Source organism: Paenibacillus piri (assembly GCF_004354045.1).
Classification (GTDB): domain Bacteria; phylum Bacillota; class Bacilli; order Paenibacillales; family NBRC-103111; genus Paenibacillus_S; species Paenibacillus_S piri.
Genome location: NZ_SMRT01000002.1, coordinates 380,598 through 403,027, shown reverse-complemented (window position 1 = coordinate 403,027; position 22,430 = coordinate 380,598). Strand labels below are relative to the sequence as shown.

General features: G+C 45.6%; 18 protein-coding genes. All 18 read right to left on the bottom strand.

The annotated features are described in order from the left end of the window. The 18 genes from E1757_RS06640 to E1757_RS06555 all read right to left on the bottom strand — a co-directional run bounded on the left by E1757_RS06640 (position 1) and on the right by E1757_RS06555 (position 22,417). Positions 1-702: a sugar phosphate isomerase/epimerase family protein gene (locus E1757_RS06640; RefSeq protein ID WP_133226622.1), complete on the bottom strand. Its 702-nt coding sequence runs from the start codon at positions 700-702 to the stop codon at positions 1-3. A 124-nt stretch (positions 703-826) separates the two neighbouring features. Continuing rightward, positions 827-1,735, bottom strand: a complete 909-nt coding sequence (locus tag E1757_RS06635; protein WP_133226055.1) for an NAD(P)-dependent oxidoreductase — start codon at positions 1,733-1,735, stop codon at positions 827-829. A 15-nt stretch (positions 1,736-1,750) separates the two neighbouring features. Further along, the gene (locus E1757_RS06630) at positions 1,751-3,373 is read right to left on the bottom strand and encodes a response regulator (protein ID WP_165971984.1); all 1,623 of its coding nucleotides are present in this window, start codon (positions 3,371-3,373) and stop codon (positions 1,751-1,753) included. Beyond that, positions 3,348-5,186, bottom strand: a complete 1,839-nt coding sequence (locus E1757_RS06625) for a cache domain-containing sensor histidine kinase (protein WP_133226053.1) — start codon at positions 5,184-5,186, stop codon at positions 3,348-3,350. Before E1757_RS06625 ends, E1757_RS06630 begins: the two co-directional genes overlap by 26 nt. 117 nt (positions 5,187-5,303) lie before the next feature. Continuing rightward, entirely contained in the window at positions 5,304-6,143 is an 840-nt protein-coding gene (locus tag E1757_RS06620) for a carbohydrate ABC transporter permease (RefSeq protein ID WP_133226052.1), read from the bottom strand. Positions 6,144-6,159: 16 nt separating this feature from the next. After that, a complete protein-coding gene (locus E1757_RS06615) occupies positions 6,160-7,047 on the bottom strand; it encodes a carbohydrate ABC transporter permease (RefSeq protein ID WP_133226051.1) in 888 nt (295 codons plus the stop codon). 18 nt (positions 7,048-7,065) lie between these two features. Continuing rightward, a complete protein-coding gene (locus E1757_RS06610) occupies positions 7,066-8,388 on the bottom strand; it encodes an ABC transporter substrate-binding protein (RefSeq protein WP_133226050.1) in 1,323 nt (440 codons plus the stop codon). A 701-nt stretch (positions 8,389-9,089) separates the two neighbouring features. Further along, positions 9,090-10,001, bottom strand: coding sequence for a nucleoside hydrolase (locus tag E1757_RS06605; RefSeq protein ID WP_133226049.1), 912 nt, complete (start codon positions 9,999-10,001; stop codon positions 9,090-9,092). 71 nt (positions 10,002-10,072) lie between these two features. Beyond that, complete coding sequence (locus tag E1757_RS06600; protein ID WP_165971983.1) at positions 10,073-11,056, bottom strand: nucleoside hydrolase; 984 nt, start codon at positions 11,054-11,056, stop codon at positions 10,073-10,075. Positions 11,057-11,105: 49 nt separating this feature from the next. Beyond that, a complete protein-coding gene (locus E1757_RS06595; RefSeq protein WP_133226047.1) occupies positions 11,106-12,728 on the bottom strand; it encodes an extracellular solute-binding protein in 1,623 nt (540 codons plus the stop codon). A 55-nt stretch (positions 12,729-12,783) separates the two neighbouring features. After that, on the bottom strand, positions 12,784-13,662 hold the full coding sequence (locus E1757_RS06590) for a carbohydrate ABC transporter permease (protein ID WP_133226046.1): 879 nt from the start codon (positions 13,660-13,662) through the stop codon (positions 12,784-12,786). 15 nt (positions 13,663-13,677) lie between these two features. Beyond that, positions 13,678-14,586, bottom strand: a complete 909-nt coding sequence (locus E1757_RS06585; protein WP_133226045.1) for an ABC transporter permease — start codon at positions 14,584-14,586, stop codon at positions 13,678-13,680. Positions 14,587-14,779: 193 nt separating this feature from the next. After that, entirely contained in the window at positions 14,780-17,140 is a 2,361-nt protein-coding gene (locus tag E1757_RS06580) for a helix-turn-helix domain-containing protein (RefSeq protein WP_133226044.1), read from the bottom strand. A gap of 918 nt (positions 17,141-18,058) precedes the next feature. Then, positions 18,059-18,433: a hypothetical protein gene (locus E1757_RS06575; RefSeq protein ID WP_220446485.1), complete on the bottom strand. Its 375-nt coding sequence runs from the start codon at positions 18,431-18,433 to the stop codon at positions 18,059-18,061. Positions 18,434-18,441: 8 nt separating this feature from the next. Beyond that, entirely contained in the window at positions 18,442-18,735 is a 294-nt protein-coding gene (locus tag E1757_RS06570) for a DUF2089 family protein (RefSeq protein WP_133226043.1), read from the bottom strand. A gap of 631 nt (positions 18,736-19,366) precedes the next feature. Next, positions 19,367-20,137 carry an SDR family oxidoreductase gene (locus tag E1757_RS06565; RefSeq protein ID WP_133226042.1) on the bottom strand — a complete coding sequence of 257 codons (771 nt, stop codon included), beginning with the start codon at positions 20,135-20,137 and terminating at the stop codon, positions 19,367-19,369. Between the two features lie 35 nt (positions 20,138-20,172). Beyond that, positions 20,173-20,304 carry an NAD(P)-binding domain-containing protein gene (locus E1757_RS06560; protein WP_281282482.1) on the bottom strand — a complete coding sequence of 44 codons (132 nt, stop codon included), beginning with the start codon at positions 20,302-20,304 and terminating at the stop codon, positions 20,173-20,175. A gap of 31 nt (positions 20,305-20,335) precedes the next feature. Further along, positions 20,336-22,417, bottom strand: a complete 2,082-nt coding sequence (locus E1757_RS06555) for an alpha-amylase family protein (protein ID WP_246079046.1) — start codon at positions 22,415-22,417, stop codon at positions 20,336-20,338. Positions 22,418-22,430 lie beyond the last annotated feature (13 nt).

Below are 22,430 nucleotides of genomic sequence, written 5' to 3'. Positions count from 1 at the left end.
TTATTGTTGCTGATACCGGTTAAACATCAGGTAAGGTTTAGTCAAGTCCTCGATCAGGTTAGATTTATCTTCGATAGCCAGTTCAACGGTTATGTAGCCCTTGTACCGTAGCTCAATCATCTTCTCGATAAACGTATTGTTGTCCGTCACTCCTTGACCGAACCGAACGAAGCTTTCGATGCCTTTCTCAATGGTTTCTTTCACATGAATATGATTGATTTTCGAATGAAGCTTGTCGATCACTTCGTCCAGCTCAATGTTGGACGCTTCAAAGTGCCCCGTATCCACACAAACACCTATATTCGGAGAATCGATGACCGTAAAAACCGACGTATAATCTTCAATGAATTCCAAGTTATTGTTGGTGTGATTTTCCAAACAAACCAGCACGCCCTGTTCCTCGGCATAGGGCATGATTTGCTTTAGAACGGCTATGATCGCTTCCAATCCCCCTGCCTGCCCTCTCCGGCTCCCGGTCGCCACAATACGATGACATCCCAATTCCCGTGCGGCATCAATCATTCTAAGCTTATGGCATACATCCTTACTGATCTCATTATTGTTGTTTCCGCCAAAGGAAGAGCCGTACACGGCAATCGGTACGAGCCCCGACTCCGCGCATCTCCTCTTTAAATTAAGAATTACCCGGGGAGTCAAATCAGAAGGGTGCCAACAATCAAGCTCAATATACTTATATCCCATCTCGGGCATTAGCCTCAGGCTATTTGTAAACTTGTTGTCACCGAAACCGTCGCAAGACAAGCTTGCGCAAGCCAAACCGATCATACATTTCAGCCTCCTGTCATTGTTTATGTTCTACTGCTTTCTACTGCTCTTCCTTGCGTATAGAGTCCGCCAGCTTCATTCCGAGCAAATCCTCCCAAAGCAAAAACATAGAACCTGAAGAATATACTCCCAATCCCTTTACACGTCCAAGTTTGAACGTTTCATGCACAGCGGCGGCAACGGGTACGAAGCTGTGATGACGGCTTGCTTCCTCCATGACGTAGTCGATATCCTTTCCATGCTGGGCCATATTATGGTTTTGTACCGGTTGCCCCGATAATATTCCTTTTCTTAAACCGCTAAGCAAGCCCGATTTCCCGCCGCCATGCTCAACAGCATCATAAATTTTCGAAATGTCGACCCCAAGCTGTGCGGCAAAGGAAAAAGACTCGGTAACCGAGCAATAAATGGCGGCCATAAGCATCTGGTTAACCATTTTGCTGACTTGGCCGTGTCCGCATGGCCCGATATGAACAATCGTTGACCCCAAAGCTTCCAAAACATCCCTTTGAGCTTCGAATGCCGCCTTATCTCCTCCAACCATAATGGAAAGAACGGCTGCTCTGGCCCCAACTTCACCGCCGGTTACCGGACAATCCAGCATCCATCCTCCCGCCGACGCAACCCGCTCAGCCAGCTCTATGGAAGCTTTCATGGTTGAGGTTGTTGTATCCAAAATCGTTTTTCCTTTGAAATCGACGCTCAGGAGACCATTGGGTCCTGCAATCACCTGCTGCAAGACAGGCACATTAGGCAGACTAAGCACGATGGCGTCAGCCCGTTCGGCTGCATCGGCCAATGAAGCGGCAACCGATGCGCCAATCGATTTCAGGCTCTCCGTTTTTGTATGATCCGCATCGAATACGACAGTCGGAAATCCTTTTTTGATTAAAATTTCAGCCATTGGCTTCCCCATAACTCCCGTGCCTATTACTGCTACTGTTTTCATAGTTTCCCTCTTTTCCTAGGTTTGTTTATGAACCGCACCCAGACTGTATTCAAGCGGGCTCATATCCGTGACTTGCTTGAACATACGGCTGAAATAAGCCGCATTGGGATAGCCTACCATCTGGGCAACCTCATAGACCTTGTAATGATTGGTAATTAAAAATTCCTTTGCTTTATTGATTCGAAAGCGGGTCAGATAAGATACAAAGCTTGTGCCGGTTTCGCGTTTAAAAATATTGCTTAAATAGTTCCGCGATAAGTTAAGCTCTTTGGCGAGCCGCGCAAACGATATTTCCTCGTTGTAATGTTCGGCAACCTGTTTTTTTACATAGTCAACATAAGACAATGATTTTCCGTTTGACAGATGCTGAATGGACAGCATGTATATGTGCTCGAGTTGGTTTCTCATCCATTCTTTTAATCTTTGTCCCGTGTTTTGCTTCTGCAGTTCCTGAAGCGTCGCCAATGGTTGGATCTGCTCTGTAAGTGTTGGAACCGCTTGTAACAGTTCGATTAGCACATTAGTGACAATACCGCTGCAAACGGTCTGCAAATAAGCAAAAGGCACGTGCTTTCCCCGTATCAACACCCTTTCCACATCATTCCAAACCGTTTCAAAGGGCACCATTTCATGCTCTTGCAGCCAGTAACTTACCGTTCCTGCCAGTTCATGCGGATATTGCGGCCAATCCGGAAACGTATCCCCTGTGTCGCCTGCATACAGCATTTGGTTGTATCCCTCAAGCTCGCTTAAAGCGAGCATTTCAACGGATTCCTTGCATGAAAGCGGATATTGTTGAACATCCGGGTAAACACAGCCGATCCCCGCATTCGTATTCAGATTCAAAAAAGTCTCGATCTTATTCATAGTTTCTTTGGTTACCTTTATTGCGTCGGATACCAGCCTTTCCGGGTTATTCCCGCAAAGCAAAACCGGAAGCCGGTCATGATCAAATGGCAGGACATAACCTATCCCTACGTCTGATACAATTTCTTCGGCGACATTGGCACAGGCAAACTTATAAAGCTGCCAATCTTTTTCCAAACGCATCTTGATATTTTCTGCCCTGTGAACCTTTAAGCTGATCACAATACCATTGCGGAAGAGATGGGGATCGAGCTGATAAAAATCAAGGATATGCCGCTGAGTCTCTTCGATAACGAGACCCGAAGTAATCATTTTATGCAAAAAGTACTCCCGCATAACGGGAAGCTGACGTTCCATCTGATCCTGCAGCTCCGCCAGCCTGTCATGCCGCTTGCGTATAGATAGCAGTTCTTCCATTACATTGCGGATTTCCGTTTCAATTTCCGTATATACGGTAGGCTTCATAATATAACGAGTCACACCAAGATGGATGGCTTCCTGCGCATAGGAAAATTCGCCATATCCGCTCAATACGATAACCGGAACGGTAGGATTGACATTTCTTACCTTTCGAATAAATTCGAGGCCGCTCAGCTTAGGCATACAAACGTCGGATACGATCAAGTCGGGTACGTGCGATTGGAATTTTTCCCAGGCTATCAAACCGTTTTTAGCGGTGTCGATTTCAGTGAAGCCAAGCTGATTCCATCCGATCATCGTCCTCAGTCCGTGCAGCACATGCTGTTCATCCTCCGCAATAATAACTCTCATGCCTTCCATCTCCTCCGTTAACCGTCAGCCTGTTTGTACGCTCCCATATCTCGATTTCAGCAAGCGATCGAATAACAGGGAGTATAATCTGTACCCGTACTCCCCCTTTCTCCAGGTTTTGAAGGGAAACACCGTAGTTTGAGCCGAAAAATAATTGGATCCTTTGATTGACATTTGTTATCCCGTATCCGCCGGAACCGTATGCAATACCTGTCCCGATCGTAGACATAGACTCATTCGACAGTCCCGAGCCGTTGTCTTCGATGATCAGCCGAAAGCTTTGCTCTTCCAAAGGCTCTGCTTTAATTACAATCCGGGCATGTCCCTCCTCCAGATCCTCGAATCCGTGGATGATAGCATTCTCTATAAACGGCTGAAGTATAATCCTTGGAACGTAATACAACGAATATTCCGTGTCTATCTTGACAGAATATGAAAATTTATCGTTAAACCGCTCCTGTTGAATAAGCACATAGGTTGCCGCATGCTCCATCTCTTCCTTCAGCCTGATGAAAGGTCCTCCCTTGCCCATGCTTATTCTAAAAAGCCGGGCCAGATTCGCTGCCATCCTGCTGACATCCATGGCCCCTTGCACTGCAGCCATCCAGTTCATCGTATCGAGTGTATTATATAGAAAGTGCGGATTGATTTGACTTTGCAGCATGTTGACTTCCGCGTCTCTTTTCGCCCGATGCTCTTCTTCCAGTTGCTCGAGAAGCATTTGCAGCCTTCGTACCATCAGATTGTAGCTTTGCAGCAATTCATGAAATTCAATTATAAAATTTTGATCCATCCTTTCGTTGAAATTACCGCTTTTCACCTTTTCGAAGCCTTGAAGCAGCATGGAAACCGGTCTAATAATTCGTTTCGACAAGTAGAAGGCTACCGGGACGGTTAATAATAAAGCGAACAGTCCTGTTAATAAGACGATATTCCGTAATTTATTAGCATATTTGTATACTTCTTGCGACTCTATAATATTGACAAGTCTCCAGCTGCCGGTTCCCTCGCTCGAATAGATATACATATAGCTTTCTTTATCTATATCTACAATGGATATTTGATCGTCGTTTTCGTATCCGATCCCTTTCAGCCAATTTTTATGACGTTCCATGTCCCCGCTTTCCGGTGAAAACACCGTGCTCATTAATCTGTTTTTGGGATCGAGAAGCAGAAAGACCTCATTCGAAACGGCATTCTCCTTGCCGGTTTGCAGCAGGCTCTGCAGCACCTTCTCTTTTAAATTAATTTCAACGTAACCGGTCAGCTCTCCCCTTTGATTAAATATTTTCATTACATAAGTCAGTACCGGCTCACTAACGAGTTTCCCCTCATTACGCACCGGCATCCAGATGGAATCAAACTCCCCGAGTAGTTTTGCCGCTTCTTCCCCCCAAGGAATAGAAGAAGCAGGAAGTATCAATTCGCTGATGGAAGGAATCGATTTGATGCTGTATACCTTTATACTTCTTACTTCCGGCTTAACTGCGGTATAACCGGTCAACCAATAATCAATTTCACGCAATGAAAATACATGGCTGTAGATTTCGGCCGTCATCGGTGCGCCGCTTAACACCTCACGCAATTTAGGATTTGTCGAAACTGCAAGTCCCGTTTCTTCGATCTGGCGCAGCAGATTGGAAATTTGACGCTGGTTGGCATCGAGCGCATGCAGCCTTGTAGCCCGCGTTTGTTCGGTTACAGTTACATGGACTACACTATAAAGAGAAATGGTAATAAGCGATAAAAATACAGCATTGAATGCAATTAAAATGGCTAATAGAAAATATCTTAACCTCCACTGCTTCTTCATAGAGTCCCCCCCTTGCTGCAGTCCCCGGATAACGGGAGAGCTATCAGCTGTTGAGCCTATTATACGAAACTCTTGTCTAATCAGGTTCGGAATTTGGAGGTCGCATGAAGATCGGCATCATCCTTTCAAGCCGCCGCTGGCAATGCCTTCAATTAAGTAACGCTGAAATACAATAAATATGAAGAATACCGGAATTAACGACAAGGCAGACATGGCAAACATCGGCCCCCATCTGGATTCGGAACTGGAGTCGAGAAACATCCGCAACCCAAGAGAAATCGTATATTTTTTCAATTCGCTTAAATACAGAAGCTGAGAGAAGAAATCGTTCCACGTCCAAATGAATGTGAAGATTGCCGTAGTAACAAGAGCCGGCAATGATAACGGCAGAATGATCCTTGCGTAAATTTGAAACGGTCCGCAACCGTCAACCGTAGCCGCTTTATCCAGCTCGTTCGGCAGCGTGCGAATGAATTGGACGATTAAAAAAATGAAGAACCCGTCCGCAGCTGTAAACTTGGGTACGATCAACGGCAAATACGTATTGATCCAATCCAGTTTGCTGTAAATAATATATTGCGGGATCATGGATACATGGTGAGGAAGCATCATCGTGACCAGCATCACGGCAAACAACGTTTTTTTAAACCTAAACTCCAATCTTGCAAAAGCATAGGCGGTCAGCGAGCATGACAGAATATTGCCGAGTATGGAGAGTCCGGAGACAAGAAAGGAATTGCTGTAAAATACAGAAAAGGACGTATCCGAGATTCCTCTCCAGCCTTGAATGTAATTAATTAAGGTTGCAGCCTCCGGCAAAAGTCCCGTATCTGTGAATATTCGGTCCGGCTGCTTGAAAGAGCTGCTTATCATCCAGATTAACGGATATAACATCAGTAACGAGCCTGCGATGATCAGCAGATGTAAAATCAGCTTATTTGCTTTGAAAATTACCATCAGACGTATACTCCCGTTATTCATAATGCACCCATTTTTTTGATGAAATGAAGGTTAGAGCGGTAAATACAGCTATGATCGCCAGCAGTACCCACGCCAAAGCAGAGGCATATCCCATGTTGAAATTCGCAAACCCTTCCCGATACAGCAGCAGCGTATAAAACAAGGTTGAATCCAACGGACCTCCGCTCCCGTTGCTGATGATATAAGCGGGCGTAAACGCTTGAAACGCCGATATAATCTGCATAATAAGATTAAAAAATATGAGCGGCGTCAAAAGCGGAAACGTAATATGCAGCAAGCTGGAGAGGCGGCCCGCGCCGTCAATTCCGGCTGATTCATAGAGCTCCTTGGGAATTTGCTGAAGCCCCGCCAAAAAGATGATCATCGGCGAACCGAATTGCCAAACCTTCAGTAGTACAAGTGTATACACCGCATATTCCGGTGAAGCGATCCAACTGACTCCCGTAATGCCGAATACGGAAAGCAATTGGTTGAAAATACCGTCCGCTCCGAACACCTCTCTCCACAATATCGCAATAGCCACACTGCCTCCAAAAAGAGAAGGAATATAATATACGGCACGATAGAAGCGAAGACCTGCTATTCCCTTGGATAGCGCAAGCGCCAAAAGCAACGCAAACATCAGCTCAAGAGGCACCCCAATGAGGACGTAGGTTACGGTTACCTTTAACGATTGGTAGAATCGGTGGTCATTGGTGAACATTTCCTTATAATTATCCAGACCCACCCAGGTTGGCTGAGAAAATAAATCATAATCAGTCAAAGCCAAATAAAATGAAGCAACAATCGGAATGAGAGTGAAAGCCAGCAAACCGATGAGCCAAGGGGTTAGAAATAAATAACCAGCAGCATCCCTTGTAATGCTCTTGTAAAACTTCATCTTTCATCCTCCAAGTATTTATTTTAAAATTTTGTCCACTTTTGCAAAGAAATCGTTAACCGCCTGCTCGATCGACTTCTTACCGAATGCAACTTCTTCGCTCGCTACTTTAAATTCCCTGCTCACTTCCGCTACTCCAAGAGGAGGCGTTACAGCCAGCTTTACTTGATTGGATATTTTACCGACAAACTCGATAACTTTCACTTCTTCCTGATTCAGCAACGGCTTCACAAATTCGTTCATTTTTTGGGAGCCAACCGGACCGTGTTCCGTCTTGAAAACTTTTCCGGCTTCCTGGTCATTAACAAAATAATGGATAAACAACGCAGCCTCCTTCGGGTGTTTGGACTTTACGGAAATGCTCATCCAGGCCCCGCCTAGCGTATCGTTTGTTTTTCCGCCGGGAATCAAAGGTACTCTTGCGATCTCAATCCTGTCTTTTGTAAGTGCTTGATATATTTTTAATTGATTAGCCGGAACGCCTCTCATGCCTGTGTTCCCTTTAATAAACATGGATTGGTCGTGTTCTTTTCCCCCTGCTTCCGCTTGCTTCGCCGCCGGCGGAATTGCACCTGCCTTACGCAATACGTCCCAGTTTTTGAAGTATTCGATCATATCCTCCCTGGTATATCCCAGCTTACCGCTTTCTGTATATAAATCTTTGTCTTTATACCTCAATATGTATCCCAAAAAGCTTTCACTGCCGCTTCCGTCCTCAATAGCCCAGAAATCGTCCCTATTGACTGCTTTTTTCAATTCAATCGCTTTTTTGATAAAATCGTCCCAAGTCCAATTTTCGGCCGGGGGCGTTACACCTGAACGCTTGAATAAATCCGCATTATAGTAAACCGTATCTACAGAATAGCCAAGCGAAACGGCATACTGCTTTCCGTTTACTTTGCCGCTGTCCACGACGGCCGGGCTAAAGTCCGTCAAATCAATTTCTTTGCTTTTAACCAAATCATCCAGTGCCAAGAGCTGGTTTCTTTTGGCGTAATCGGCCAGTTTCGTCTGATGCATATGCACAATGTCCGGTGCATTACCGCCTGCCATCTGTGTTGACAGCTTATCCCAATAAGGCCCAAAATCAGCAAATTCCCGACTCACCTTAATGTGGGGATATTTTTTTTCAAAATTATCAATGATCTGATTGTACATCTTCGCACGAGGCTCTCCCCCCCACCAGCTAATTCGCAATTCAACCTTTTCTTGCTGTTTGGCATTATCTTTCGTCCCGGATTGAGGTGCCTTTGATTGCGAAACAGTTGATCCACTGCACCCTGCCACTCCAAACACAAGCGATGTGCTCACCAATGCAATCACCGGATGTTTATAACGCATTGAACAACCCTCCTTATTGTTTTAACCGCTTACAATCCATACTATAAAGAAAAACATACCCCCTGTGAATGCAGATAGGTATGCTCTTATTGCACACAGGTAAGATCGGCAGGCTTGATCAAGAGCCTTTTCATCTTTGTGATTCATTCATCCTTCTGGTTTATGCCGCTGCTCTTTCTTCTGGCCGGCATGTCAACATTTAGAAACTGCGATATTGCATTTCTTCTCTCAAGATGTCCTTGTGTTATTAGATTTTTACCGCATTGGTTTCCCATTTTTCTTCTCAATTTCAAGTCATACAAACGGAACAACAATTTGCTTCTCTCCTTCTCAATAAGAACATATAAAGGAATCCGAATTTCGGGACAAAACGATCTATTGTATTATGTAAAATGGACTCGAAACCTTTATCGTTTATCAACTACGGAAAACGTTTCAATCTTATGTCCATCTTTGGAAAACAATATAACTTCTTGTCTTTTTGAAAAGACAAGAAGTTATAACTATAAAACAAAAAATCCGCTCAAATCGCGGATTCAAATCGATATATGTTCTTTTACTCTTACAGCTGTCGGTTGACAAGAACTTGATCTCATAAATGACAAGAGCTCGGATGACTACATAAACAGCTGCCTGGCTGCAAAACCTTCAAAACTGTCTTGACATCTTATATTATCATGGCAAGCCGCTTTATAGCGAACCTATGCTCTCTGCATACTCTCTAAAATATTGTCGATGGCAGCTTTGTAATACTCATCCGGCTTTGTCTTGATGACATAGCTGTGATTGCCATTCGGGAGAATTTCGAACGAGTTCCTTCCCGTTTGCTCATCTACTCGAGCTGTCCCGGTTATGGTACGATATCCCGCTTCCGTTTCATCACCTTGGCATGCAAGCAGTACCAGCATAGGATCCCAGGAGCTTCTTCCTCGAGAAGAATTGTGATCGCGCATCGCTTGCGCAACAAGATCCGTCGAGGAAGTCAATGTTCCGCCTGTCAGTATGTTGTTGGCGACTTCCCACCCCAGGAATGTGATCGCAGTCGGCCAATGCACACATAAGTAAGACCCTGCTGCTCTTGATCGCGGATTTCGTGCGAAATTGTTTTCCACCCCGTTGCCCTCATCGCCCCAGTTGCCTGCCATCATCCACAGCTTGTTTACTTTGCAGCTTACCAACTCCAATCCGGTCAGAGGCGAAATATCGTCTCCGGGACTGAGCAGCAAATTCGCCAATACTTGGGGATAACCGATTTCAACGACATCGAGCTTGTCTTGGGCATGGGCCAAGCTTCTTCGATATACTCGTACGGCATCCTCGCAATCCGCATTCGTTCTGGTTGAATGCGTGCCTGCCGCCATATTTTTCTGATAAGGAGGGTTGCCTCCGAAGTCAGTCGCCTTATGATCAATGCCGATCGGCACGCCCGGTCTGCCTTCTTCCTGCAGAAAGGCATCCAGAGACATTACCGAATATTCCATGCAGGCGTTTATGCCAATCGCCATGATATCAATCATCCGCTGCTTCTCTGCCCATACCAGCACTCTCATTGCAGCAACATCGTCACAATCGGTCCACCAGTCTGTTCCCACCAATACAGTTCTAGGCTTCATTGTCCTCACGCTCCTTCACCTTTATTTCGGTTCCCGATTAATTCCGTTTTCAGTGCGAAGCGGGAGTGATATCAGTTTATAGCCTCCCTGTACGGTTTTCCCGCCGGCGGCCTGACTATCAGTTCTTCCATGATAGCCCCCATCTCGGCCCGGTCCATCTTCTGAAGCAGATACCCCTGATTACGCCCCGGCTTCTTCCTCCATACGAACGAGCAGTCATCCTGAATATCGATATAGCCGTCCGCTTCGAGCTCCCAATAATCCCATAATCCTCTGACCGCGTAGAGTACCGCGCTGGGGTCGGCCGTATGATGATTCCAATGACCGAGGTCAAACCGGTCCCGGTGAAGCTGGTAGGCTCTGCGCACAGGATTGTCGTCCGGAGTCTGCCGCAGCGCCTCGCCCACTTTGATATTGTGTCCGATTTCCCGGCCTGCGAATGTTATTCGGCCAGGCCAATTCCGAATGGTATATACGGCAGCCGAAGCATCCCTGGTAAAATTCACGTTGTCCTTGGCAACGTCTACCGGAAAATTGCCGCCCATACAAACCCATTCAGAAACCTTGCGCTCGATCAATTCCAAGCCGCGCAGCGGACTGATCGCGTCCGGCCCGCTCTTCAACAGATTTTCCAAGTTGGACATATAACCGATGGTCAAAATTTTAACGCTGCCAGACTCCGCCTGCTCCAGCACCCTGCGGTACACCTCGACGGCATCCGGCGCCTCTTCATTGGAGGCGAGCCGATGCGGGAATTCTGCAGCCAATTTATCGAGAAAGCTGGAATCGTCCCGGAAAGCGCCCGCTCCGTTCTTGGGCGCCCCGACCGGAAGCTCCGGCCGGTTATAATACGTATTAATCACATCGACGACCGGCGCCGACATCGGATAACGGGAAGAAACCACCGTTGCCAAGATGTCAACCTCACCGGCATCCGCCATCGCATGCAGCATACCCAATGCGGCGGTATCGTCACAATCCGTCAGCATATCCGTATCCAAAATGAGCTGTACCGGCTTCATTTCCGCACCTTCCTTCAACCCTTGATTATACAATGCAAGCCCTCCCAAAGATCCATTCCAACGTCTGCCGCGTCGGACCTTTTTACATTTTTGACCACGCTGTATACGTATCATTGTAAATTTTCAGCACCTTGTCGATACCCATAGATTTTACGCGCTTCACATAAGCATCCCAGTTGCTGAGTGGTTCATTGCCCATAATGAATTTAATAATCATCTCGTCGACATAGGTTTGAACGTCATTCATCACCTGGCGGCGCACTTCATCGTCTTCTTTCTTGAAGCCAAGCTCAGGGATGCCGTCTAACGCATATGGAGCTATTTTGTTCATTGCATCCACGTTAAAGCTCGGATTCATCTCCAGGGTCGTATCCGGATGATGCAGAACAGGCCATGCGCTCTGGATCGGAGAGAACGTGCCGATTGCCTGTTTGGCCGACATGCCGTTCGGATTTTTCTGTACAAAGTCGGAATAGTGATAGCGGCCGCCAGGCTCCTTGGTGAACGTTTTCCCTTCCTCAGGACCAAAGGACAGAAAAGCGGAGCCTTCAGGACCATAGAAATAATCGAGCCATTTCACGGCCTCGGCCGGGTTCTTGTTAGACTTGGTAATAACCGTATGCGCGCCTCCCACGATACCTCCGAGCGGCTCTCTCTGATCGCCGTGCGGCCCTTTCATAGGTATGGTTCCCACCAATTTGAAGCCGGGAATCGTCTTCGGAAGCGTTTCGTTAAACGCTCTTAAATGTCCGCCCAACAGCCCTCTGTAGGAGCCGACGAGATTTTGCGACACCTTGCTTTGGAAAGCCTTCTCATCATTGGTCGCAAATTCTTTATCCAGCAATCCTTCCTTATACAACTGGTTGATCCAGGTGAGCGCCTCTTTAAACCGGTCCTCGATCGGGCCAAAGCGGATTTCCTTGGAGCCCTTCGGAATATAGAACGTGTCCTCCACGTCCCAGGCTCGGGACAGATTTCTTACAAACCCGATGCCGTTGGTGCTGTATGGAATTTCGTCCATCTTGCCGTTTCCGTTAGGGTCTTTCTCTTTAAACGCCTTCAGTACCGTGTACCATTCATCGGTCGTTACCGGCTCCTTCAGGTTCAGCTTCTCCAGCCAGTCCTGGCGGATCTGAAGCGGGTTGTTGATTCGGGATGGTCTGCTGCTCTCGTCATCCGCGTAAAGGCGCGGCAAGTAGTAGATCTTGCCTTCCGGCGTCGAAATCCACTTTTTAATATTCGGGTACTTCTTCATCAGAGCGGTCAGATTAGGCGCATTTTTCTCAATCAGATCGTTTAAATCGATAATCGCCCCCATCTGGGCATATTTCAAAACTTCCGTTATAGGTGTCTGCACAATCATATCGGGCAAATCGCCGGAGGCCATCACCAGATTAACTCTTTCTTTGAAGTTTTCCGCCGGCGGATTGTCCCAATCGATATGGACATTCGTCTTTTCTTCCAATTTCACGAACACATCCATTTTATCGTAAGGCATCTCGTGAGCCGCTTTAGGCACCAAAATTTTGAAGTTGATTTTTTGCTTGGCCGCATCCCCTGCAGCCGGAGTTCCGGCCCCTTTTTCAGGCGGACTGCTTGCCGACGGCTTGCTGGCGCTCGTATTGCAGCCGGCCAGCATGGTGGATGCCATGCCAACCGTAGCCACAACGGCAATTCCGGTTTTGAACTTCATCGATTTTTTCATTCTAACTTCCTCCCCTAATTTTAAATGTTCGAAAAAATACGTTTTCACGCTTACACTACCCTTTGATTGCCCCCACCATAACCCCCTTTACAAAATATTTCTGAAGAAACGGATATAGACAGAGGATAGGCAGGGTCGCGACCACCATCGTGGCGTACTTGATCCCCTCGCCAATCATTTCCTGATCGGATATTGCGCCTCCGGACATATCCTGCGTAGAGCTTTGGATCAAAATTTCGCGTAAAATGATTTGCAGCGGGTACAACGTCCTGTCCGACAGATAGAGCAGTGCCGGAAACCAGCTGTTCCAGTGGCCCACACCGTAGAATAGCGTCATTACTGCGAGAATCGGCGCAGACAGAGGCAGCACGATTTTCCAAAATACGGTCAAATCGGATGCGCCGTCGATAAAGGCTGACTCCTGCAGCTCCACCGGAATCGTGCTCTGAAAGAAGGTTCTCATGATGATCAGGTTCCATGTGCTGACGGCCCCCGGCAGGATCAGTGCCCACATCGTGTTCAGCAGCCCGAGATTTTTCACCAATAAATAACTGGGAATCATCCCTCCGCTGAAAAACATCGTGAACACGAACAGCAACATAAATATATTTTTTCCGTAAAAGTCCCGGCGGGACAGAGGATACGCCCCCAGCGCCGTCAAAGCTACGTTTACGAAAGTACCCACAACCGTGTAAATAATCGTATTTCCGTAGGTACCCCAGATTTCGGGATTGTTGAACACCATATCATAGACCAGCAAGGTAGGATTTACCGGCAGCAGCAGCACCTGTCCCTTTAATACGGCGATAGGGTCGCTCAGCGAGCTGCTTACAATCAGCAGCACCGGGTACAGAACGGATGTGCATATCGCCAACAGAATCAAAATAATAACGGCTTCAAACAGCTTCTCGCTGAAGCTTTCTTTGATATTCATAGTTTTCTTCCTCCCCTACCACAAGCTCGTGCCGTTCATTCTTTTACTTATTGCGTTAAACGTAACCAGCATCACCAGATTGATAACCGAATTGAACAGCCCTACCGCCGTAGAAAAGCTGTATTCGCCTCCCTGGATGCCCCGCCGGTACACATAAGTCGAGATGACGTCGGCAGTTTCGTAGGTAATCGGGTTATACATCAGCATAATTTTTTCAAAACCGACACTAAACAACCCGCCCATCCGGAGGATGAGCATAATCATAATCGTCGGTACGATACTAGGAAGCGTAATCGAGATCAGACGCTGCCAGCGGCTCGCGCCGTCAACGACGGCAGACTCATATAAATGCGGATCGATCCCGGACAAAGCAGCCAAATAAATGATGCAGCCCCATCCGGCCTCTTGCCATACACCCGATAGCACATAAATGGTTTTAAACCAGGCCGGTTCAGCCATAAAATGGACCGACTCCCCGCCAAGCGCAGTAATCATCACGTTGACAATACCGCTGCTGGGGGAAAGAAAGGAAAGAATCATCCCTACGACAACGACCAGAGAGATGAAATGGGGGATATAGACGATCGTCTGAATGCCTCGCTTTAAAAAGTTTTTCTGTACCTCATTAATCATTAAAGCGAGGATAATTGGAGCGGGAAATCCTACTAGAAGCGCATACAAGTTGATCATTAAGGTGTTTCCCAATAAACGTGTAAAATAAACGGAGGAAAAAAACTGCTCGAAATATTTGAGGCCGACCCACTGGCTGCCCCAAACCCCTACGAACGGGTTGAAATCCCGAAAAGCAATTTGCGCGCCATACATCGGGATATAATCAAAAATAATATAGTAAGCCGCTACCGGAGCAATCATTAAATAAAGGTAACGGCTTCTATACAGATTTTTTAGCACTGCACTTCTCATCTCTCATACACCTGCCCAATCTGTTTTTTTGCAGTATAGCATGAGAAAAAAAGGAGAGTAAATGAACGTTAATTTCACATGTTGCTATCTTGCTGAGGTGTCAAAAGTCTGCATTGCTGCTAGGTTTTCGGGCATTTGTATGTGCATTTTTTGCAGCTGTTCATATTTTGCAGCCGCCTTAAAGCGAGGGCACTCAGGAGGATTTGGAGCCGTACATCTCCTTGAAGCGGCCCGGTGTGATTCCCTCATATTTTCTAAACACCCGAATCAGACTGTGGCTGTCGGAATACCCGCAATCCTCCGCGATCTCCGCTATGCTCCTACCGGTATGCATTAACAACGGCTTCGCTCTCGCCAGCCTTAGAGCATGCAAATAATCAACGAAGCTGGTTTCCAACTGGTTTTTGAAAAACCGGCTCAAATACGATTGCGATACATCGAATTTATCGGCCAGGTAGCCTAAGGAAAGATTTCGATCACAGCAGTTGGCTTTGACAAATTCAATGACCTCCTGCTTGAAATCCGATTGTTCCCGCACTTTACTCATGCTGATATGCTCGCAAATGCTTTGATAAAAGCTGACCGTTTGCTTGTAAACCTCCTGCAGCGTCTTGCATTGCAAGAAGGCAGGCAAGGTGTTCGCACGGCGAATAATTTCGTTGTAGTCGTCAGGCTCCAGTTCGGCAAGCGCTTTCATGGCTGTGTTAACAATCTCGAAATAAATGCACTGGGCCATGCTTATCGATGTGGGGCTATGCTCAATTCGATGAATCACCTGATCCAATACTTCGCGTATCCCTTCAAAATCCCCTTGCTTCAGGCAATCCAGTATCTTTTGCTCATGCTGCAGCGTGTAGAAGTGCCGTTCGGTGGAGCCTGTCACGATCTGCTGGAACAAAATAACCGTGTTGCCACCTTTCACCATTCTGTATTCCAAAGCGGATTGCGCCTCCATGCTGGATTTGGAGATTTCCATCAGATTCTGGCACACATTGCCGATTCCGATCGTTAACGTGATTTTAAATCGCTTCTCAAAGAAATCTTTGGTTGATTGAGCCATGGCTAACAGTGTTTCCTCCTGCACAGCTTCCTTCTCGCCAAAATCCAAAACGAGCGCTACCCTATCGATGCTGATATCGACCGTATGGCCTACCGCCTGCGATTCACACATTTCCTTGGCTACATTGGCAATTGAAAACCGGTACAAGCCCAGCAGCGGTTCATTGCTTTCCTGCACCAGACTCTCCGCCGCATCGATATGAAACAGCATGACGGCGAAAGGACCGGAGCTCAGCTTCAAGCCGGTAAATTCGGAAATTTCCAGCGCTGCTTGCCGGTCCCGATATTCCCCTTTGAGAAGGCGCCTGAAGAAATCGGCCTGTACGACAGATTGGTACCGATCCATGCTGCTGCGCAAATCCTTATCCTTGCTAATAATCGTCGTCATGACTTTATCGATCAGATCGAGCTCATGCTTGTAGCCCTCCTGCCCCTGTTCTTCATTTTCCCGATACTTGTAGATGCTGTCGGCGATTTTGCGAATCGGATTGTAATGACGATAGGAGAAATAATAGGCCAATGCGATCCCGATGAGAACGGATAGAACGAACAAGATCAGGACCAGAACCTTCGTGGCGTTTACCTTGGAAAGCACGCCTCCGGAATCGAGCACGGATATACAGGCCCAGCCCGTAGACTCCGATTTGATATAGGAGATGATCTTCTCTTTTCCGTTAATGTTTCTATAATAAACCCCATCCTTGTTCTTTCCCGTCAAAGCCTTCAATTCACCAGCTTCAAGCACATTCCCATCGTTGCTGATACTGTTGACGACTCGTCCTATCGTATCGGTAATGTACATGCTCCCGCTGTAGTTTCCAAGAATGAGGCTCATCATTTTATTTATATTTTGGGCATCCATCGTAATCATCAGCATAGCCTTGTGAGTTGTATCCGCAACCGGCAGCGGTTTGAAATAGACGATCCGATCTTGCTTCGAATTTAGGCCGTCCATCACTTCAACTGGCAGTACCTGTTTCTCGCTGCTGTGATCCAACAGCTCTTTCAACTTCGCCTCCGGCATTCCGGCAGGAGAGAACACGTTATAAAACATGCTAAAGCTGTATTTACTGTCCGCTGAAACAACCACATCGGAATTCCGGTAATAAAGATAGATGTTATCTATAAACGTATTGGCGGTTCGCATATTCTTCAATTCCCGCGAAATCTTATAGAAGTCAAATTCCGGCAAAAGATCTACATCCTGCGCAAACAGCGAGGGGCTTACGCTGCTGTTCTGGGTAAGCTGAACAGCGACGTTATCGAACTCCTTCAGCCTGGTTTGAACCGTGTCCAATGTCTGCGAGACGGTTACCAGCGTTGCGTTCTCTACTTCTTTGTAGAGAGTTTCACTGAAGCGCTGATACAGGAAAATTCCGGTAAAGCAAAGGGGTATCATCAATATGACAATATAGGACAAAATAAACCGGGCAAACAGCGCAAATTTTCCATCGATTGTGAACCGTTTGCTTCGCCGCAGGCTGAATGGTTTCATAGTTACCCCCTTATGTTAAAGCTTACGCTTTTAGGATCTGGTCTAGTCTTATTCGATGTCAAGCGATTGGAATCCTCTCTGTCCTTAGCTACAAGTGTAAAGAAATCCATTCAACCTCGAGAAGAAGATATCGGTAGTCGCTATTTTTGCATGGTCAAAAAATGGCCAGTCTGACTATTTACAGTAATTCACTTCCCTCCAGCCACTCCAGTTCGCCTACTTTCTGCTGGCGGACATATGGCCCGAGTCGGATTCCATAACAATTTTATTGGCGGAGGCTTCATCGCTTTTAAGCTTACTGTCCCATTTGCCCTTCCACTTGAGAAACACAGACAGAAATTCGCAATATGCTCGTTGGTCTGGATCCATTACGCGATGCATGCATTCTCGGTTGCTGACCTGATTATGTTCGTGGTAGAGCCTCATTTAGGGAGAGGAAATTTATGCGCAAGGATTACATCGATTGGCTCAGAAATATAGGCATCCTGTATTTATTCCTTTATCATACGGAAAGAATTTTTGATGACCCCAATCCGTTCTATATCAAAGGAGAAACGAATGTATTGTCATCTCTTGTGATTCCATTCCTCCTTCTGGTTTATGCCGCTGCTCTTTCATCTGGCCGGTATCTCAAGCTTCTATGCGTTTCAAAGGAGAACGGCAGCCTTACTTGCCTTTACTTATGATACGGTTCTCCCCGCGTCAGTAAATGGTAAAGTAGAATCCGTAAAGAATCGTCTTCTGAGAACCAGAAGTCGATATTTTTAATGCTCTTGCGGTCAGCTTCCATGTGTATTTCCTTAATCAGTGCCCGTAGGAGTAACCGTTTTTCATCATTAGTTGCTTCCTTGAAACAAGACCTCGAAATTCTGCAAAGCCTCGAAAAATTCTACGCTGCATATTCACCTACAATACCCACTATTCCAAATCTTGTACGCTCATTTTTTCAATCTCCCTAGTTCTTTTTAATTTTCCACGACAGGCAAAATATACGCCAAGTAAGATTGCCGTTGGAATGTTATAAATGAAAAAAATATAGAACATCTTGAAAATAGTTGCAACCTTAGGTATTTGAACAGTATTTAAAATGGTTTTATAACCTTGCTCGGTTAAGGTTGCCACTGGTGTATAAAGTATAAGTCCCAATGTAGCCATGATAGATATAATCAAAGTAATTGCTGGAAGTATCAAGCCCAACCATTTATTATCTTTCTTCGAAAAGAAAATCTGCAAGAAAACAACCCCAGTTAGAAGCAGCACAGATAAAAGTGCCATTAAAATTGTTTTTATCACAATTATTATCATCCTTTCAATTTTTTGTATTCTGAAATAAGAATCTTAGCTGCATCTAAACCAATCTTTTCGTTTATGACCATTCGCTTTATTAAGTTAATATATGGTTCATTCGAATTATTCTCACTGATTTGAATCTTCTGAATCAGTCTATCAAGTCTAAGCCGAACAGTAGGGTAAGTAACGCCGTACTGTTTGGCTACTTCTTTTAGAGAACCGGAAGCTTGGAGAAACTTTTTAATGAACACAATATCCTCATCTTCCAGATTAACCATCCATTCCGGAACTGTCTCAATAGGCACACTCTCACCACCTTTAATAAAACTAAGTATAATTTTTAACATTATTAAAGTCAAATCGCAAAAAAATATCTACAAAATTAAAAAATTACTTTTAGCAATGCTAGAATAGTTCACTTTGCAAGGACGCTACAAAAAGCATCAATCTTAAGTCAGTGATCTTCAAGTCATTTATTTTAATCAAGAAAAGCCCAAGCATTTATCGCTTGAGCTACCTCTATTTATACAATAGGCATATTCGGTAATAATGAATGATCTAGGCGTTCTCGATTATTTGTCAACACGGTGTGTTAACACTACTACTTCTCGGCAATGCCGAGGCAGATGGAACAAGACTTTGCTCGTACCATCGATATTAGATTCCTCCCAAATGCTTGGGGGGAATTTTTATTTGAATCAAGCTTCAAACTGGAAAAAAACATTTCAAAAAAAAACGAAATTTCTTTTGGACATTTTTTAGTATAAATTGAAATCAACTGTTTTCCGCCTAAATCCGAATAGCCGTACAAACTGGAAAGAGCCCGAAGGATTGGTGCTTCTTACCTCCGGGAGCTTGATTACAATAGTTTTATAGGAAGAACCGGGACTATGGACTATGAAACGGAGATCTTCTCCTTGTTTTGCCCTGCTTGCATCATTTGATCGTGAACCCGCCGTCAATAACAAGATTTTCGCCTGTTATCATATTGGACGCATCACATGCCAAAAATAGCATTGCTGCGGCTATTTCATCGGGATAAGCGAACCTTCCTGCCGGGATCGTCTTTTTCATTGCTTCCCCAACCTCTCCAGGCCAAGCCTTTTCCCCCATTTCCGTCCAAACGACGGTGGGAGACACCGCATTAACGTTAATATTGAATTCAGCCCATTCTAACGCGAGGACTTTGGTCATCATAATGACAGCCGCTTTGCTTGAAGAGTAGGCCAGATGCTTGTCGATGGCAATAAAACCTGCTTGCGATGCGATGTTGATTATCTTCCCGCCCCCTCTCTTGATCATCTCCCGGCCCGTATACTTTGACATCAAGAAGGTTGCCTTCGCGTTAATATTCATTTGTTTATCCCATACTTCTTCGTCTAAATTTTCGGCATCGTCAAGCTCAACGGCGCCTGCAATATTGGCCAAAATATCTATTTTTCCGAATTTCTTTAAACTTTCCTCTAACACGTTTTGAATGTTTTCAGATTTAGTAATATCACATATGAATGCCTGTGCATCCGCACCTGTCTTGTTTAATGAGTCGGCAACCTCCTTTACACTCTCTTTAATATCAAGCAAAACAACTTTGGCTCCCTTTGAAGAAAAAAGCTCCGCAGTTGCCTTACCGATACCGTTTGCCGCCCCTGTGATGATCGCAACCTTCCCCTGCAATCCAAAATTACGGTCAAAAAATTTATATTCCATAATTGTCTCATCTCCCAGCTTAAGAATTGTACAGCTTAAAAAACGCCTGAGTTCTGCAGTCTTGGTCGGGCAGCTTGGTCTCCTCCAACCATAATCTCGCCCACATCTCCGCCGGAAACAGGAGCATCCAATGAGAAGCGGCCTCTTGCCGAAGCCGCCTGCTCAATGGACCTGCCTTCCGCAATCAGTTCGTCCGCCTTAACGCTTAATGACTACCGCTGCAAAATCGGTTAATAAAGGAAGTTCAATCATAGTTTCTCCATGTTCGCTTGTAAAAGACACATCCTGGTTTTCTATTAAACTGATCGCTTGGCTGCAAGCCCGAAGCCATGGCAATCGCACTTGGATATTGTGAACAGGAATCGGTTCGAAATACGTAACCCCGTTAAAGCCCGAAACATTAAGCAAATGAAGAATGTACGTCTCCTCGTCCAATTTGTTAAAAAATAATTCCACGTTTTGAGGCGCGTTAGTTTTGATTTGATGATTACCATCCATTACGGCTTCTAAGGAGTCCAGCACAATATGCTTGTTATCGGCATAACCGAATTGGTAATACAGCCGCCCTGGTTGCCATGGAAAATAAATTGCCTTTTGTTGTCCGTTCGATACAATGCCTAATCCAAAGTATTCGTTAGATGTGCTATGACCCGATGCGCGCTCCGGAGGCCCGAATGTTGACGGATTGACAAGAGGCAGGTGACGGACCGCCTTGGAACCGAAGGTTACCCGGGAAAAGCTGCCGTCCAGCAAGATCCAGTCGCGTTCTGCAAAGCTTGCAAAAAACTGCTTATTGTCCGTCTGCAGATAGGCTGCTTCCCGGTGATAGTCATGGATATCCTCTAATGTCGCGTCAAAATTTCGTTGCATGAACGTTTGATTGTCTTCTCCCCGGGTAAAGGACCTGCCGGTGCTAAGCAAGCTGCCCCCTAGTTGACAAAAGTTTTGAAGCTCCTGAAGCTCCTCGCTAGAAAACTCAGGAATGTCGGGAATCATCACCGCTTTGTAGACGGACAATCCTCCCTTACGATTAGCCAGTGTTTTTTGATCAATGACGTCGAACAAAACATGCCCTTCCTTAAGCATTTTAAAAAGTCCATAATACTCTTTGAGATCCGTTTTCCACATCTTCCTTGGTTTAATTAAGGCAACCTCGCTTACGGACTGAAAGTTTCCATAATATTGCTCATGTTCTTTATGATACTTAAATATCTTGGAGACTGTCGGTAAATTTTCACGATCCGGATAGTCTTCGAATACACCAATGATACAAAAATCCAATCCGGAGCCGCTGGCTAACCCTTCTTTCAGACGAAGGTTAATCTCGTGCCTGGAAACGGCGGTAAACCGGTGAACCAAATCGACAGCATTGATGCAGCAATTGCTGACGAGCTTATCATCCCATGAATCCTCGAGCGACTTTACATTCTCCGATGCGGAGTACAACCAGACCGGATGTGGTCTCTCTTTATCCGTATTCGACTCTTTACGGACGATATCTACCTTATGTTCACTGTAGGTGGATATCGCAATATCCCGGTTTTTGCTCTTGACCAGTTCGTAGACACGATCGAGCATTTTCGCAGCGGTTACTTGCTGATAGTTCATATGCTGTCTATAAACCGGGTCATTCATGTTGGCTTTTTCCGGCAAATCTAAGTTGTACAAAGCCCGAAACCGGGTTTTACAGCTATTGCAATGGCAAATTCCATGATCGTTGCCGCTATAGTCAAACGTGTTATACCCGAACCAATTAAAGAAAATTCCGTCTACATCGTAATTCGTCAAGACTTCATCGATGATTTGCAGGGAGTACTCCTGTTGATAGTCGCTGCTGATGCAAGAATGTACGATCCCATGATAATTAACTTCCATGCCGTCTTTGGTTCTATAAAACCATTCCGGTTTTTTTGCAAAAATGCTCTCGTGGGCTTTGCTGAAATCGAACCGGGCAATGAATTTCATTCCGCTCGCGTGCGCCTTCTCTATGGCTTCTTTCAACAAGTCCTTCTTCTGATTCGCCGCCCTGTAGTGGTACTCTAATTGGGTAGGATAGAACGCAACGATACCGCCCGCATTCATCATCAGCACATTCGCGGATAGTTCTTGCAGCTGAGCGATTAACGCATCCACATCCAGATTGGCATCGACTTCACGAAGATTATTTTGGATGAGCCGTAAATTGTTTTTGGACCACCATGCCATATGCTTTGCCTCCATTAGCTTCAGATTTAATTGCCTAATAGGCAAAACTATAAGCAACAGAATCGATTCCGGCAATAATAATATTTTT

Excerpts from the sequence above, each read along its gene's own strand:
- E1757_RS06640 (WP_133226622.1), bottom strand. The coding sequence starts at position 702 with ATGGGATATAAGTATATTGAGCTTGATTGTTGGCACCCTTCTGATTTG.
- E1757_RS06635 (WP_133226055.1), bottom strand. The coding sequence starts at position 1,735 with ATGAAAACAGTAGCAGTAATAGGCACGGGAGTTATGGGGAAGCCAATG.
- E1757_RS06630 (WP_165971984.1), bottom strand. The coding sequence starts at position 3,373 with ATGAGAGTTATTATTGCGGAGGATGAACAGCATGTGCTGCACGGACTG.
- E1757_RS06625 (WP_133226053.1), bottom strand. The coding sequence starts at position 5,186 with ATGAAGAAGCAGTGGAGGTTAAGATATTTTCTATTAGCCATTTTAATT.
- E1757_RS06620 (WP_133226052.1), bottom strand. The coding sequence starts at position 6,143 with ATGGTAATTTTCAAAGCAAATAAGCTGATTTTACATCTGCTGATCATC.
- E1757_RS06615 (WP_133226051.1), bottom strand. The coding sequence starts at position 7,047 with ATGAAGTTTTACAAGAGCATTACAAGGGATGCTGCTGGTTATTTATTT.
- E1757_RS06610 (WP_133226050.1), bottom strand. The coding sequence starts at position 8,388 with ATGCGTTATAAACATCCGGTGATTGCATTGGTGAGCACATCGCTTGTG.
- E1757_RS06605 (WP_133226049.1), bottom strand. The coding sequence starts at position 10,001 with ATGAAGCCTAGAACTGTATTGGTGGGAACAGACTGGTGGACCGATTGT.
- E1757_RS06595 (WP_133226047.1), bottom strand. The coding sequence starts at position 12,728 with ATGAAAAAATCGATGAAGTTCAAAACCGGAATTGCCGTTGTGGCTACG.
- E1757_RS06590 (WP_133226046.1), bottom strand. The coding sequence starts at position 13,662 with ATGAATATCAAAGAAAGCTTCAGCGAGAAGCTGTTTGAAGCCGTTATT.
- E1757_RS06585 (WP_133226045.1), bottom strand. The coding sequence starts at position 14,586 with ATGAGAAGTGCAGTGCTAAAAAATCTGTATAGAAGCCGTTACCTTTAT.
- E1757_RS06580 (WP_133226044.1), bottom strand. The coding sequence starts at position 17,140 with ATGAAACCATTCAGCCTGCGGCGAAGCAAACGGTTCACAATCGATGGA.
- E1757_RS06565 (WP_133226042.1), bottom strand. The coding sequence starts at position 20,137 with ATGGAATATAAATTTTTTGACCGTAATTTTGGATTGCAGGGGAAGGTT.